This is a genomic window from Sanguibacter sp. Z6_81, from assembly GCF_057180625.1.
In genome coordinates this window covers 135,390-150,675 of record NZ_JBXUFV010000002.1, presented here as the reverse complement: position 1 = coordinate 150,675, position 15,286 = coordinate 135,390, and the positions used below count along the sequence as shown (strand labels likewise).

Annotated in this window: 12 protein-coding genes; 6 read left to right on the top strand and 6 right to left on the bottom strand. The window is 69.3% G+C overall.

Annotated features, from left to right (window positions below):
• Window positions 1–67: 67 nt before the first annotated feature.
• On the top strand, window positions 68–553 hold the full coding sequence (locus AC2AXK_RS05650; protein ID WP_484344382.1) for an OsmC family protein: 486 nt from the start codon (window positions 68–70) through the stop codon (window positions 551–553).
• A gap of 3 nt (window positions 554–556) precedes the next feature.
• Here AC2AXK_RS05650 and uvrA read toward each other — a convergent pair whose 3' ends face one another.
• Window positions 557–3,496 (bottom strand): excinuclease ABC subunit UvrA, encoded by a 2,940-nt coding sequence (gene uvrA / locus AC2AXK_RS05645; RefSeq protein ID WP_484344381.1) that lies wholly within the window; start codon window positions 3,494–3,496, stop codon window positions 557–559.
• 111 nt (window positions 3,497–3,607) lie between these two features.
• Between uvrA and AC2AXK_RS05640 the strand changes: the two genes are divergently transcribed.
• From AC2AXK_RS05640 to AC2AXK_RS05630, 3 genes are all read left to right on the top strand, one after another.
• Complete coding sequence (locus AC2AXK_RS05640) at window positions 3,608–4,366, top strand: MBL fold metallo-hydrolase (protein WP_484344380.1); 759 nt, start codon at window positions 3,608–3,610, stop codon at window positions 4,364–4,366.
• Window positions 4,367–4,446: 80 nt separating this feature from the next.
• Entirely contained in the window at window positions 4,447–5,760 is a 1,314-nt protein-coding gene (locus tag AC2AXK_RS05635; protein ID WP_484344379.1) for a sensor domain-containing phosphodiesterase, read from the top strand.
• Window positions 5,761–5,828: 68 nt separating this feature from the next.
• Window positions 5,829–6,116 (top strand): YciI family protein, encoded by a 288-nt coding sequence (locus AC2AXK_RS05630; RefSeq protein ID WP_484344378.1) that lies wholly within the window; start codon window positions 5,829–5,831, stop codon window positions 6,114–6,116.
• A gap of 29 nt (window positions 6,117–6,145) precedes the next feature.
• Here the strand turns inward: AC2AXK_RS05630 and uvrB are convergent, their stop codons facing one another.
• The 3 genes from uvrB to AC2AXK_RS05615 all read right to left on the bottom strand — a co-directional run bounded on the left by uvrB (window position 6,146) and on the right by AC2AXK_RS05615 (window position 9,472).
• Window positions 6,146–8,245, bottom strand: a complete 2,100-nt coding sequence (gene uvrB / locus AC2AXK_RS05625) for an excinuclease ABC subunit UvrB (protein ID WP_484344377.1) — start codon at window positions 8,243–8,245, stop codon at window positions 6,146–6,148.
• A gap of 51 nt (window positions 8,246–8,296) precedes the next feature.
• Window positions 8,297–8,911 carry a dephospho-CoA kinase gene (gene coaE / locus AC2AXK_RS05620; protein WP_484344376.1) on the bottom strand — a complete coding sequence of 205 codons (615 nt, stop codon included), beginning with the start codon at window positions 8,909–8,911 and terminating at the stop codon, window positions 8,297–8,299.
• A gap of 63 nt (window positions 8,912–8,974) precedes the next feature.
• The gene (locus tag AC2AXK_RS05615) at window positions 8,975–9,472 is read right to left on the bottom strand and encodes a MarR family winged helix-turn-helix transcriptional regulator (protein WP_484344375.1); all 498 of its coding nucleotides are present in this window, start codon (window positions 9,470–9,472) and stop codon (window positions 8,975–8,977) included.
• Window positions 9,473–9,586: 114 nt separating this feature from the next.
• On the opposite strand from AC2AXK_RS05615, the gene AC2AXK_RS05610 reads away from it, so the two are divergent.
• Complete coding sequence (locus AC2AXK_RS05610) at window positions 9,587–11,488, top strand: ABC transporter ATP-binding protein (protein WP_484344374.1); 1,902 nt, start codon at window positions 9,587–9,589, stop codon at window positions 11,486–11,488.
• An 85-nt stretch (window positions 11,489–11,573) separates the two neighbouring features.
• Here the strand turns inward: AC2AXK_RS05610 and rpsA are convergent, their stop codons facing one another.
• Both rpsA and AC2AXK_RS05600 read right to left on the bottom strand, forming a co-directional pair.
• Window positions 11,574–13,061: a 30S ribosomal protein S1 gene (gene rpsA, locus AC2AXK_RS05605; RefSeq protein WP_484344373.1), complete on the bottom strand. Its 1,488-nt coding sequence runs from the start codon at window positions 13,059–13,061 to the stop codon at window positions 11,574–11,576.
• 209 nt (window positions 13,062–13,270) lie between these two features.
• Window positions 13,271–14,296 (bottom strand): 6-phosphofructokinase, encoded by a 1,026-nt coding sequence (locus AC2AXK_RS05600; protein ID WP_484344372.1) that lies wholly within the window; start codon window positions 14,294–14,296, stop codon window positions 13,271–13,273.
• A 148-nt stretch (window positions 14,297–14,444) separates the two neighbouring features.
• On the opposite strand from AC2AXK_RS05600, the gene AC2AXK_RS05595 reads away from it, so the two are divergent.
• On the top strand, window positions 14,445–15,266 hold the full coding sequence (locus AC2AXK_RS05595) for a class I SAM-dependent methyltransferase (RefSeq protein ID WP_484344371.1): 822 nt from the start codon (window positions 14,445–14,447) through the stop codon (window positions 15,264–15,266).
• Window positions 15,267–15,286 lie beyond the last annotated feature (20 nt).

Genomic DNA, 15,286 nt, shown 5'->3' with positions numbered 1-15,286 from the left:
CACCGTGGACGAGGAGAGCGGAACGTGACTGGTGTCACATTCGCGGCGATCCGGCTACCGTGTGCCGATGGGAGCCTTTCACTCGTACACCGCCACGATCACCTGGACCGGAGCCGGCGCGACCGGCACCTCGAGCTACCTGGCGTACTCACGCGACCACACCGTGTCGATCGAGGGGAAACCCCCGATCCTCGCGAGCTCGGATCCGGCGTTCCGCGGCGATCCGCACCGTCCCAACCCGGAGGAGCTCTTCGTCGCGTCGCTCGCCCAGTGCCACATGCTGTGGTTCCTGCACATGGCCGCTCAGCACGACGTCGTCGTCACCGAGTACTCGGACACGCCGGTGGGGACCATGCGGGTGGACACCGCGGGTGCCGGACAGTTCACCGAGGTCGAGCTCCGACCGCGCGTCGTCCTCGCGGACGTGAGCCCGGCAGACGCGACCGCCCTCCTGCTCGACCTCCACCAGCGCGCCCACGACCACTGCTTCCTCGCGCGCTCGGTGAACTTCCCCGTCCGCGTGAGCCCTCTCGTGCCCGCGAGCGCCACCTGACCATCAGGAGGTGAGCTTCGCGCGCTTCCGTGGGGCCTTCGCCTTCGCCGCTGGCTTGCTCGCCACCGCCGGGGGGACGAGCTTCCCGACCGGGACGGGCGGGTGCGGCGCCAGCACCTCCGCGAGGAAGCGACCAGTGTGGCTCTCCGGCACGGCCGCGACCTTCTCGGGCGTGCCCTGTGCGACGACGAGGCCGCCCCCGGAGCCCCCCTCCGGACCCATGTCGATGACCCAGTCGGCATTCTTGATGACGTCGAGGTTGTGCTCGATGACGAGCACAGAGTTCCCCTTGTCGACGAGCGACTGGAGCACGGCGAGCAGCTTGCGGATGTCCTCGAAGTGGAGTCCGGTCGTGGGCTCGTCGAGCACGTAGATGCTGCGTCCTGTCGAACGCTTCTGCAGCTCGCTGGCGAGCTTCACCCGCTGCGCCTCACCACCGGAGAGCGTCGGAGCCGGCTGCCCGAGACGGACGTACCCGAGCCCGACGTCGACGAGCGTTCGCAGGTGCCGGGCGATCCCGGGCACCGCCGCGAAGAACTCGGCTGCCTCCTCGATGGGCATGTCGAGGACGTCCGCCACCGTCTTTCCCTTGAAGTGCACCTCGAGCGTCTCCCGGTTGTACCGAGCACCGTGGCACACCTCGCAGGGGACGTAGACGTCCGGCAGGAAGTTCATCTCGATCTTGATCGTGCCGTCACCCGAGCAGGCCTCGCACCGTCCACCCTTGACGTTGAAGGAGAAGCGTCCCGGCGTGTACCCACGGACCTTCGCCTCCGCCGTCTCGGCGAACAACCGGCGCACGTGGTCCCAGACTCCCGTGTACGTCGCCGGGTTGGACCGCGGGGTGCGGCCGATAGGGCCCTGGTCGACGTGGATCACCTTGTCGAGATGCTCAAGACCGGTGACCCGCTTGTGCCGGCCCGCGACCTGGCGGGCACCGTTGAGCTCGTTCGCGAGGACCGTGTAGAGGATCGAGTTCACGAGCGTGGACTTGCCGGACCCCGACACCCCGGTGACGGCCAGCAGCACCCCGAGAGGGAACGACACGTCGATGCCGTTGAGGTTGTGCTCCTTGGCACCGACGACCGTGAGCTTGCGCGACGGGTCGATGGGCCGACGCTGGGTCGGCATGGGGATCGAGCGCCGGCCGGCGAGGTACGCCCCGGTCACGGACTCGGGCGCCTCGAGCAGCCCCGCGTAGTCACCCGAGTGCACGACGCGTCCGCCGTGCTCGCCGGCGCCCGGCCCGATGTCGACGATCCAGTCCGCCTGTCGGATGGTGTCCTCGTCGTGCTCGACGACGATGAGCGTGTTCCCGAGGTCCCGCAGGCGGGTGAGGGTCTCGATCAGGCGACGGTTGTCCCGCTGGTGCAGGCCGATGCTCGGCTCGTCCAGCACGTACAGCACGCCGACGAGCCCGGAGCCGATCTGCGTGGCGAGCCGGATCCGCTGCGCTTCACCGCCCGAGAGCGTGCCTGCTGCCCGCATGAGCGACAGGTAGTCCAGCCCGACGTCGAGCAGGAAGCCCAGGCGGTCCTGGATCTCCTTGAGCACCTGGGTCGCGATCGCGCGCTCGCGCACGCCGAGCTCGAGGGCATCGAGGAAGTCGCGGCACTCGCGGAGCGGCATCGCGCACACCTCGGCGATGGACTTCCCGCCGACGCGCACGGCGAGGACCTCGGGCTTGAGTCGCGTCCCGTCACAGACGGGGCACGGCACCTCCCGCATGTAGGCCTCGTACTTCTCCTTCGACCAGTCGGACTCCGTCTCGGCGTGGCGGCGCTTGAGAAAGGTGATCGCGCCCTCGAACCCGGTCGAGTACTGGCGCTCTCGCCCCCACCGGTTGCGGTACTTCACCTGGACCTCGTGGTCCTGTCCGTGCAGGACCGCGTTGCGGGCCCGCTCCGGCAACGCGCGCCATGGGACGTCCATGGAGAACCCGAGGTCCTTGGCGAGGGAGCTCAGCACCCGGACGAAGTACTCGGACGAGATCTGGGCCCAGGGGGCGACGGCACCCTCGGCGAGCGTCTTGTCCTCGTCGGGGACGATGAGCTCGGGGTCGACCTCGAGCCGCACGCCGATGCCGGTGCACTCGGGGCATGCCCCGTAGGGCGCGTTGAAGGAGAACGTGCGCGGCTCGATCTCCTCGAGCGCGAGGGCGTGGTCGTTGGGGCAGGCCCGGTGCTCCGAGAACCGACGCTCGCGCTGCGGGTCGTCGGCCGGTGCGTCGACCAGCTCGACGACGACGAGACCGCCGGCGAGCCCCAACGCGGTCTCGATCGAGTCCGTGAGGCGCCGCTGCACCCCCTCGCGGGAGACGAGACGGTCGACGACGACCTCGATCGTGTGCTTGAGCTTCTTCTCGAGGACGGGCGGGTCGGTGAGCTGGACGACGTCACCGTCGACCCGGGCTCGCGCGAAACCTTTCGCCTGAAGGTCCTTGAAGAGGTCCGCGTACTCGCCCTTGCGTCCGCGGACGACCGGCGCGAGGACCTGGTACCGGGTCCCCTCCGGCAGCTCGAGGAGGCGGTCGACGATCTGCTGCGGGGTCTGTGCCGTGACCCGCTCGCCGCACTGCGGGCAGTACTGGGTGCCGGCGCGCGCGAAGAGCAGCCGGAGGTAGTCGTACACCTCCGTGATGGTCCCGACCGTCGACCTCGGGTTGCGGTTCGTCGACTTCTGGTCGATCGACACCGCGGGCGAGAGCCCCTCGATGAAGTCGACATCAGGTTTGTCCATCTGCCCGAGGAACTGCCGGGCATAGGCCGACAGCGACTCGACGTATCGTCGTTGCCCCTCGGCGAAGATGGTGTCGAACGCCAACGACGACTTCCCGGACCCCGACAGGCCGGTGAACACGATGAGCTTGTCCCTCGGCAGATCCAGGTCGACGTTTCGGAGGTTGTGCTCACGGGCACCTTGGACGACGAGACGGTCACTCACCCGTCGATCGTAGGGGGAACGTCCGACATGCGCACGCGTGTTCGAACGTGCGCTCCCCCACACGGCTGTCGACCCAGGTGCCGGATCCCCGGCCTGCGCGCACAATCGACTATGCCGACCCCACCCCACGATGCACCCGTCCCCTACACCGGCGTCGTGCGCGCCGGGCTGGAGAGCGACGTCCGGGTGCTCCCCGAGCTCGTCGTCCGTAAGGCCAGCGTCGGCCCGATGGACAACAACGCCTACCTCCTGACGTGCCGGCGCACAGGTCACCAGCTGCTCATCGACGCGGCCGCAGACCCGGACCGGCTGCTCGCGCTCGTCCGTGAAGGGTCCGGGTCGGCGCGTCTCGACCTCATCGTCACCACGCACCGGCACGCCGATCATCACGGCGCCCTCGGTGACATGGTCGCCGTCACCGGGGCCGTGACCGCCGCGGGCGCGGACGACGCGGACGCCCTCGGGGTGCCCGTCGTCAAGCGGTTGCGCGCCGGGGACCGTATCGCGCTCGGTGAGGTCGAGCTCGAGGTGGTCGCGCTGCGCGGGCACACCCCCGGCTCGATCGCCCTCGCCTACACGGAGCCGTCCCTGTCCCCCGACGGCCCGCCGTCCAGCGATGCAGGCGGGGAGAGGCTCGCGGAGGGGGTGCCCGGTCGGACCCACCTCTTCACCGGCGACTCGCTGTTCCCCGGTGGCGTGGGCAACACCGGCGGCGAGGCCACGCGGTTCGCGCAGCTGCTCGGCGACGTCACGACGCGGGTGTTCGACCGGTACGGCGACGACACCTGGGTGTACCCCGGTCACGGGCCCGACACGACGCTGGGCGCCGAGCGACCGGCCCTCCCGTCGTGGGAGGAGCGCGGATGGTGAGCGGCCCGCGTCACACCCCGGCAGCGACGTTGGTCGACGGCGATCCTCATGGGGCGCCGTCGTCTGTCGATATGACCCACGTGGAATCAGAGAACAGCGCCGGCGGCGCAGGAACGATGGTCGTCGATCACCCCGTGCAGGACGCGGAGGTGCGCGAGGCGGCGCCCGTGGAGGTCCCGCTCGATGCGCTCATCGCTGACCGCCGGCTGCACTGTGTCTACCAGCCGTTCATCGACCTGGAGACCGGCTCCGCCTACGCGCACGAGGCGCTGCTGCGTGGCCCGGTCGGCTCGCCGTGGGCGTCGCCGCTCGTCCTCATCGAGGCTGCTCGCCGCACGGGACGTCTCGCTGAGCTCGAGGCGTACTCCCTGCGCACCTCGATCGCGGACGCCGCGCGCCTGTCCCTGGGTCGGCCCATGACCCTGTTCGTCAACGTCGAGCCCACGACGCTCACGCAACGGCTCGACGTCGTGCTCGACGCCCTCGCGACCCGGCCCGCGCACGTCCAGGTGGTCGTCGAGATCACCGAGCGGGCGCTGGCGGCGGACGTGGCAGCGATCTTGCACGGTGCCGAGCGTCTCCGGGCTGCCGGGTGTGCGATCGCGCTCGACGACGTGGGCCTGGAACCGGCCTCTCTCGCGTTCATCCCCCTGCTGCGTCCCGAGGTCGTCAAGCTCGACCTAGGGCTGCTCCGCAGCGTGGACGACATCAGCACGATCAGCGTGGCGGAGGCCGTCCGCGGGTACGCCGAGGAGTCAGGCGCCGAGGTCGTCGCGGAAGGTGTCGAGACGCAGGAGGACCTCCGGCGCGCACTCGTCCTCGGGGCCACGCTCGGTCAGGGCTGGCTGTGGAGCCACGGGGGCAGGAAGTTCAGTGCGACCGCGTCCCGTCCCGGCCGGTTCGCTCCGCGCCCCATCGGCGTGAGTCTGCGCGGCACACCGTACGACCTCGTCCGGAACTTCCGTCGGCTGCGGCTCGCGCCCAAGAGCCTTCTCCTGCCGATCTCTCGGACGCTCGAGATGATGGCCATCCAGTCGCGCATCCCCCCGTTGCTTCTCGCGGCGTTCCAGCACGGCTCGTTCTTCACTCCGGGCACGGCGCGCCGGTACGAGAACCTGGCGGAGACTCTTCCCTTCGTGGGTGCGTTGGCGGTCGACATGCCCAAGGCGCCGGCAGTCGGCGTCCGGGGAACGGCACTCGAGGAAGGCGACCCGCTGGCAGACGAGTGGACGGTCGTCGTCCTCGGGGCGCACCACGCGGCCGCTCTCATCGCGAAGGATCTGGGCGACGAGGGACCGGACGGTGAGCGTCAGTTCGAGTTCGTCGTGACGTATGACCGGGCAGTGGTGACCGCTGCGGCGCACGCGCTCGTGGGACGGCTCGCCCCCGGCTAGGTGCCGTGCGTGGCGAACATGGCGGTCACGGCGCACCCGTCGGGGCCGACCGGTGCTTCAATGGCGCCATGACGATCTACGCAGTGACCTACGTCTACGACGACCGCGCGGACGTGCGCGACGTCCACCGACCCGCGCACCGTGGCTTCCTGGGTGGCTTGTTCGCCGCCGGGATCCTGCTCGCGTCGGGACCGGTGAGCGTGGGCGAGATGCAGGGCGCTCTGCTCGTCGTTCGGGCGGACTCGACGGACGCGGTCGAGACGTTGCTCGACTCCGACCCGTTCCACGTCGAAGGTCTCGTCGCCAGCCGCGCCGTCGCCGAATGGACCGTGGTGTTCGGCCCCTGGGCGGAATGAGTCGGTGACGGCCTGACGCGCAGGACGGGTCAGGCTGTCGCGGACTGCATCTGCCGTAGCTCCTTCTTCAATCCGGAGATCTCGTCACGAAGGCGGGCTGCGAGCTCGAACTGCAGCTCCGCCGCAGCCGCGTGCATCTGGTCGCTGAGCTCCTGGATGAGGTCGACGAGCTCCCCTGCAGCAACGCCCGCGAGCCGGTTCGCCGTCGTCGCTCCCGCCTTGCCGCCCCCAGGTACCGGGGCCTTGCCCTTGCCTGCGTTGCGATAGCCGCCCTTGAGGAGCTCGGCCGTGTCGATGTCCTCCCGGGCGAGCATGTCGGTGACGTCGCTGATCTTCTTGCGGAGCGGTTGCGGATCGACCCCGTGCAGCAGGTTGTAGGCGACCTGCTTCTCACGACGCCGATCGGTCTCCTCGAGGGCCATCGCCATGGCGGCCGTGATCTTGTCCGCGTACATGTGGACCTCGCCCGAGACGTTGCGCGCCGCGCGACCGATCGTCTGGATGAGCGATGTCGCGGACCGCAAGAATCCCTCCTTGTCGGCGTCGAGGATCGCGACGAGCGAGACCTCCGGAAGGTCGAGGCCCTCACGCAGGAGGTTGATGCCGACGAGGACGTCGTACTCGCCCATCCGGAGCTCGCGCAGCAGCTCGACACGCCGCAGGGTGTCCACCTCGGAGTGCAGATAACGCACCCGGACGTCCTTGTCGAGGAAGTAGTCGGTGAGGTCCTCCGCCATCTTCTTCGTGAGTGTCGTCACGAGCACCCGCTCGTCGCGGTCGGCGCGTACCCGGATCTCCTCGAGGAGGTCGTCGATCTGACCGGTCGTCGGCTTGATGACGACCTGCGGGTCGACGAGGCCCGTCGGGCGGATGATCTGCTCGACGGCACCGTCCGACATGGACAGCTCGTACTTGCCCGGCGTCGCGGAGAGATAGACGGTCTGCCCGATCCGCTCGACGAACTCCTCCCACCGCAGCGGCCTGTTGTCCATGGCGCTGGGCAGCCGGAACCCGTGGTCGACGAGGTTGCGCTTGCGAGACATGTCGCCCTCGAACATCGCCCCGATCTGTGGGACGGTGACGTGCGACTCGTCGATGACGAGGAGGAAGTCGTCGGGGAAGTAGTCGAGCAGGGTGTGCGGCGCCGTGCCGGGGGCGCGTCCGTCGATGTGCCGCGAGTAGTTCTCGATGCCGGAGCAGGAACCGATCTGCCGCATCATCTCGATGTCGTACGTCGTGCGCATCCGCAGGCGCTGGGCCTCGAGGAGCTTGTTCTGCGCCTCGAGCTCCGCCAGCCGCTGCTCCAGCTCGATCTCGATCGAGCTGATCGCACGCTCCATCCGTTCCGGACCGGCGACGTAGTGCGTGGCGGGGAACAGGTTGATCGACGTCTCGTTCCGGACCACCTCCCCGGTGAGAGGGTGCAGGGTCTGGATGGCCTCGATCTCGTCGCCGAAGAACTCGATGCGGATGGCGAGCTCCTCGTACACCGGGATGATCTCCACGGTGTCGCCCCGGACCCGGAACGTCCCGCGGGTGAACGCCATGTCGTTGCGTGAGTACTGCATCGTCACGAACTGGCGCAGCAGCGCGTCGCGCTCCACGACGTCCCCGACGTCGAGCCGCACCATCCTGTCGACGTACTCCTGCGGCGTACCGAGGCCGTAGATGCACGAGACGGAGGCGACGACGACGACGTCCCGGCGCGTGAGGAGGTTGCTCGTCGCGGAGTGCCGCAGCCGCTCGACCTCGTCGTTGATCGACGAGTCCTTCTCGATGAAGGTGTCCGTCTGCGCGATGTACGCCTCGGGCTGGTAGTAGTCGTAGTACGACACGAAGTACTCGACGGCGTTGTTGGGCAGGAGCTCGCGGAACTCGGTGGCGAGCTGCGCGGCCAGGGTCTTGTTCGGCGCCATGACGAGCGTGGGTCGCTGGAGCTTCTCGATGAGCCAGGCTGTCGTCGCCGACTTGCCCGTACCCGTGGCGCCGAGCAGGACGACATCCTTCTCGCCCGCCTGGATGCGCTGCGTCAGCTCGGCGATGGCGGTGGGCTGGTCACCGGAGGGTGTGTAGTCGGACACCACCTCGAACGGTGCCACGGCGCGCTGCAGATCAGTGACGGGTCGCATGCACCCACCGTACGACCACCCGCTGACATCTCGCCGCGCGCGGTGTGCTCGTCACACCAGCTCCTCCTCCACCTCGACCTGGAGCCGGCGCCACAGCGCGTCGATCCCCGCACGGAGCTCGTCGACCGATCCCCCACCCGACAGGACGAGATCTGCCGCTGCGCGTCGCTCCTCGTCACCGGCCTGCGCGGCGACGCGCCGCCGGGCGTCGGCGAGCGACATCCCTCGTATCTCGACGAGCCGCCGGATGCGCAGGTCTGCCGGCGTGTCGACGACGACGACGATGTGGAACGAGTCGGCCTGCCCCGTCTCGACGAGCAAGGGGATGTCGTGGACGACGACAGCAGCCGGGTCGGCGGCGTCCGCGGCTGCCTCGCGCTCGGCGGAGAGCCGGCGGATCTCGGGATGCACGATCGCATTGAGCGCCTCGCGCGCCCGAGCGTCCCCGAAGACGATGTGACCGAGCGCCTCTCGGTCCAGCTCGCCGTCCGGCGCGACCTCCGGACCGAAGGTCTCGACGATGCGTTCGAGCCCGACGGTGCCGGGCTCGACGACCTCCCGGGCCAGCGTGTCGTGATCGATCACCACCGCACCGAGCTCGGCCAGTCGCTCCGAGGCAACGGACTTGCCCGCCGCGATGCCCCCTGTCAGCCCGATCCGCAACATCACCTCATCCTGCCGGTCCGGGGCACTGCTCGCCAGCGCGGCCGACGGAGCGGCGCGAGGGGGTCAGTGCGCGGGCCCGCCCTCGTCCCCAGCACAGCACCGAGGAGCGGCCACCCGGCCGACCCGCCGCAGGAGCCGCAAGAGCTCGTCCCGCTCGCCGTCGCTCAGACCGTTGAGCAGGCGTGCGGCGTGCTCCGCGCGGCGCGCACTCACCCGCTCGAGCACGGAACGCCCCTCGGCGGTCAGCTCTACGCGTGTCGCGCGGCGGTCGTGGGGATCGGCGAGGCGTCGGACGAGCCCGGCGCTCTCGGCGTCGTCGACCTTGGAGGTGACGGACCGCGGCGCGATCCCGAGGGCCGCCGCGACGTCGCCCAGTCGCTGGGGCCCCTCCGCCGCGGCGAGCGTGCGGAGCAGACGGTACTGTCCCGGCGTCGTCCCCGTGGAGTCGTCCTGCTCCATGGCCTCCCGGCGTACGCGCTGCAGGACGACGTGCAGGAGGGAGACGAACTCCGCACCTGGCGGGTCGCCCTCGTGCGTGTGCGTTCCGCTCGCGTCGGCCATGAAAAGAGGTTAGCTCACTGTCCGACCCGCGCACCGGACCACATTGTGAGTTAGACTCACGAATCGGGCGGCCCGAATCTCTCACCGCCCGATCCCCTCGACCGGAGGTCATCCATGTCGTTGCCCATCCCCGCGGGCGGGGGCGGCCCAGGTGGGGGCAACATGCGCTCCTTCCGCCAGGACGCGAGTGTCAAGGACCACGTCCTCGCGGACGGTACGGTCCGCCGCATCCTGCGCTTCGCCCGGCCCTACCGCCGCCAGCTCGTCGCCTTCCTCGTCCTCATCGGCCTGGACGCCGCGATCGGCGCGGCCACACCCCTGATCTTCAAGGCCATCATCGACGACGGCATCAGCGCAGGACGACGCGACGTCGTCCTCTGGCTCGCGGGCCTCGTCGCGATGCTCGCCCTGCTCAGCGGTGCCCTGACCCTCGCCCAGCGGTGGTTCTCCTCGCGCATCGGCGAGGGTCTCATCCTCGACCTGCGGACCGCCGTCTTCGACCACGTCCAGCTCATGCCCCTCGCGTTCTTCAGCAGGACGCGGACCGGAGCGCTCGTCCAGCGTCTCAACGGCGACGTCCTCGGAGCCCAGCAGGCGTTCACGTCCACGCTGTCGAGCGTCTTCAGCAACGGGCTCACCGTCATCCTCGTGCTCGCGGCCATGCTCACCATGTCCTGGCAGCTCACCCTGCTCTCCCTCGTGCTGCTCCCCGCGTTCATCCTGCCCGCCCGGTGGATCGGACCACGGCTCGCCCGCATCACCCGGGAGAGCTACACCATCAACGCCGATACCGCGCAGATCATGAACGAGCGCTTCAACGTCGCCGGCGCACACCTCGCGAAGACCTACGGCCGTCCCGAGGACGAGTCGCGCACGTACGCGTCCGCAGCCACCCGGGTGCGGGACATCGGCATCAAGCAGGCGATGTACGCGACCGTCTTCCGGGTAGGCCTGACGACCGTCGCCGCCGTGGCCGTCGCTGTGGTCTACGGTGTCGGCGGTGTCATGGCGATCGGCGGAGGTCTCACCGTCGGCGTCGTCGTCGCCCTCACCGCATACCTCGGGCGGCTGTACGGCCCGCTCACCGCTCTGTCCAACGTGCAGGTGGACGTCATGACCGCGCTCGTGAGCTTCGAGCGCGTGCTCGAGGTCCTCGACCTGCGCCCGACCGTCACCGACTCCCCCACAGCGAGCGACCTTCGCGAGCACGTCGCGCAGCACGGAGCGAGCATCGAGCTCGACGACGTGACGTTCCGCTACCCGGACGCCAAGGACGTCTCCCTCGCGTCGCTCGAGTCCGTCGCCGTCCTGAGCAACGATCCCGTCGCGGACACCCTGCGCCACGTGTCGTTCACCGTCCGACCCGGGGAGATGGTCGCACTGGTCGGCCCCTCCGGGGCTGGCAAGACGACGATCTCCCAGCTCGTGACGAGGATGTACGACCCGTCGTCGGGCGTGGTGCGCGTCGCTGGTCGCGACCTGCGGGACGTCAGCATGGCGTCGCTGCGTGACGTCGTGGGCACGGTGCCCCAGGACTCGCACATGTTCCACGAGTCCATCGCCAACAACCTCCGGTACGCCCGGCCGGACGCGAGCGATGCCGAGCTCGAGGACGCCCTGCGGTCCGCGCACATCTGGGACCTCGTCTCCCGTCTGCCGAACGGTCTCGACACGGTGGTCGGGGACCGCGGGTACCGCTTGTCGGGGGGCGAGCGGCAGCGCCTGGCCATCGCACGGCTCCTGCTCAAGGCTCCGGCCATCGTCGTCCTCGACGAGGCGACCGCCCATCTCGACTCCGAGTCGGAGGCGGCCGTGCAGCGGGCGCTGCGGGCCGCTCTCCAGGGCCGGACGTCCGTGGTCATCGCCCACCGGCTCTCCACTGTCCGCGAGGCCGACCGTATCGTCGTGCTCGAGGACGGGGCGGTCGTCGCGCAGGGGACGCACAGCGAGCTCCTCGAGGCCGGCGGACTCTACGCCGACCTCTACCACCAGCAGTTCGCGGACGACACCGTCTGAGCCGTCCTGCGGACGACGAACGGGCCGGCCCCCCGAGGGGAGCCGGCCCGTTCGTCATGCGCGCGGGATCGTGACCCGCGGTCGATCAGTTGCCCGTGAGCTTCTCACGCAGTGCGGCGAGCGCCTCGTCCGAGGCGAGCGTGCCACCGGACGTGGGCTCCGCGGCCGGAGCCGAGGAGTAGGAGCTCGACGAACCCGACACAGAACCTGTGTCGCTGTCGGGCGCGTCAGCAGCCTCGGCGTCCGCGCGGACGGCCTCGGCGACCTGCTTGCGGTGCGCCTCCCAGCGCTCGTGCGCCTTGGCGTACGCCGCCTCCCAGACCTCACGCTGCGCCTCGAAGCCCTCGAGCCACTCGTTCGTCTCCGGGTCGAAGCCCTCGGGGTACTTGTAGTTGCCCTGGGCGTCGTACTCGGCCGCCATGCCGTACAGAGCGGGGTCGAAGTCGTCGCTCTCGGGGTCGACACCCTCGTTCGCCTGCTTGAGCGACAGCGAGATCCGGCGACGCTCGAGGTCGATGTCGATGACCTTGACGAAGACGTCGTCGCCCACGTTCGCGACCTGCTCGGGCAGCTCGACGTGACGGACAGCGAGCTCCGAGATGTGCACGAGGCCCTCGATGCCGTCCTCGACGCGCACGAACGCACCGAACGGAACGAGCTTGGTGACCTTACCGGGCACGACCTGACCGATGGCGTGCGTCCGGGCGAAGGTCTGCCACGGGTCTTCCTGCGTCGCCTTGAGCGACAGCGAGACACGCTCGCGGTCGAAGTCGACGTCGAGAACCTCGACGGTGACCTCCTGGCCGACCTCGACAACCTCACCCGGGTGGTCGATGTGCTTCCAGGACAGCTCGGAGACGTGCACGAGACCGTCGACGCCGCCGAGGTCCACGAACGCACCGAAGTTGACGATGGAGGAGACGACACCGGGGCGCACCTGGCCCTTCTGCAGCGTCTGCAGGAAGGTCGAACGAACCTCGGACTGCGTCTGCTCGAGCCAGGCACGGCGCGACAGGACCACGTTGTTGCGGTTCTTGTCGAGCTCGATGATCTTGGCCTCGATCTCCTTGCCGACGTACGGCTGGAGGTCGCGGACGCGACGCATCTCGACGAGCGAGGCGGGCAGGAAGCCACGGAGACCGATGTCGAGGATGAGCCCACCCTTGACGACCTCGATGACGGTACCGGTGACGACACCGTCCTCTTCCTTGATCTTCTCGATCGTGCCCCAGGCGCGCTCGTACTGTGCGCGCTTCTTGGACAGGATCAGACGACCTTCCTTGTCCTCCTTCTGGAGGACGAGGGCCTCGACGACGTCACCGACGGTGACAACCTCTCCGGGGTCCACGTCGTGCTTGATGGACAGCTCACGGGAGGGGATGACGCCTTCGGTCTTGTAGCCGATGTCGAGGAGAACCTCGTCACGGTCGACCTTGACGATGATGCCTTCGACAATGTCACCGTCGTTGAAGTACTTGATGGTGGCGTCGATGGCGGCAAGGAAGTCCTCTGCAGAACCGATGTCGTTGATGGCGACCTGCGGGGCGGACTTCGCGGGGGTAGTGATGGTCATTGAGTCAGGTGCTCCGATGCGGACAGGAAGTAGTGACGGATAGGGATGAAGCTGCGGCTTTTCACAACAAGACGAGGACCGAACGTGACACCCAGCGCCGTCTCATGCTCTGCACGTCGGGTCGTCTCGTCACGAAAAATGGACGCGCCGGACCCTAGTGCACCGCCATATACCCTAGTCGCGGCCCCGTGCACCGGTCAACGCGACACTCACGCCAGGACACGCGCCACCCGCAGCAGGTCCTGCGGCACGTGCTTGACCTTGCCAGCGATCTCCTCGAGCGGGACGAGTACGACCTCTTCGTTGCGCAGGGCGGTCATGACGTTCGTCTCTCCGCGGGAGACCGCGTCGACGGCGGCGACGCCGAAGCGGCTGCCGAGGATCCGGTCCGTCGGCGTGGGCGTGCCACCACGCTGGACGTGACCGAGGATCGTCAGCCGCGTGTCGAAGCCCGTGCGCGCTGCGATCTCGTTGGCGACCTTCTCACCGATCGCACCGGCGATGATCTCCCCGAACTTGCCCAGCTGCGCCTCGTACTGCATCGAGCTGCCCTCCTTGGGCAGGGCGCCCTCGGCGACGACGACGATGGAGAAGTTGGCGTGCGCACGGTGGCGGTGCTTGAGGAACTTCACGATGCGGTCCATGTCGAACGGCTCCTCAGGAGCGAGCACGATCTCGGCGCCGCCGGCGATGCCGGAGTTCACGGCGATCCATCCGGCGTGGCGTCCCATGACCTCGACGACCATGACGCGGTTGTGGCTCTCCGCCGTCGTGTGGATCCGGTCGATCGCCTCGGTGGCGATGTTCACCGCGGTGTGGAACCCGATCGACAGGTCCGTGCCTGCGACGTCGTTGTCGATCGTCTTGGGGATCGCGACGATCTTGATGCCCTGCTCCGCGACCTTGCTCGCCGCGTTGAGCGTCCCGTCACCACCGATGCAGATGAGGGCCTCGATCCGCTCGGCCTCGAGCGTCGCCATGACCGCGTCCATCCCGCCGTCCGCGGAGTGCGGGTGGTAGCGGGCCGTACCGAGGAGCGTGCCACCCTGCGGCAGGACGTTGCGGATGTTCTCGCGGTTGAGCGTGTGGACGTCGCCGTCGACGACGCCCTTCCACCCATTGCGGAATCCGATGATCGTGTGCCCGTACTCCCCCAGGCCCTGCTTCACGACGGCGCGGATCGCGGCGTTGAGACCGGGGCAGTCGCCCCCGCCGGTGAGCAGACCGATACGCATGGGAACTCCCTCAGACGACATGACTGGTCGGGCAGTGTGCTGGCCGGACCAGGACGACCACACTCAACCCTACCCATTCCCGGGCGGGCTCTGTACGGCATAGGTCCCGGTCAGGGCGTGGAGAACCGCATGGCGCAGACTTGTCCCCGTGAGCACTCGTGCGCCGCGTGTCGGCTACCAGGACGTCCCCGACCCCGACGCGAGGACCGTCGGGAGGGCCTGGTGGGACGACAACGCCGCCGACTACCTCGACGAGCACGGCGACTTCCTCGGTGCGGACGACTTCTGCTGGTGCCCCGAGGGGCTCCGGGAGGCGGACGCGCACCTGCTCGGTCCGCGGGACGAGCTCGTGGGGAAGACCATCCTCGAGATCGGTTCGGGGGCGGCACAGTGCGGCCGGTGGCTCGCAGGGCGCGGCGTGAACGTCGTCTCGACGGACGTCTCCGGCGGGATGCTCCGGGCGAGCCAGGACCTCGACGCGGCGCACGGGACGCACGTCCCCGTCGTCCAGGCGGACGCACGGCGCCTGCCCTTCGCGGACGACAGCTTCGACGTCGCCTTCACCGCGTACGGGGCGATCCCCTTCGTGTCCGACGCTGCGGCGATCCACACCGAGGTCGCGCGCGTGCTGCGCCCCGGTGGTCGGTGGGTGTTCTCCGTGTCGCACCCGGTGCGGTGGGCCTTCCCGGACGACCCCACCGAGCGCGGGCTCACTGCCACCCGGTCGTACTTCGACAGGCGCCCCTACGCGGAGCGCGACGAGCGCGGTGCCGTGACCTACGTCGAGTACCACCGGACGATCGGGGACCACGTGCGGGACGTGGCCGGGGCGGGATTCGTCCTCGCCGACCTCGTCGAGCCCGAGTGGCCCGCCGACCACGACGGCGTGTGGGGCGGCTGGAGCCGCACCCGCGGAGAGCGACTGCCGGGCACGGCGATCTTCGTCGCCCACCTTCCGGGGGCGCGCTGAGGATCAGCACGCCGCGTCAG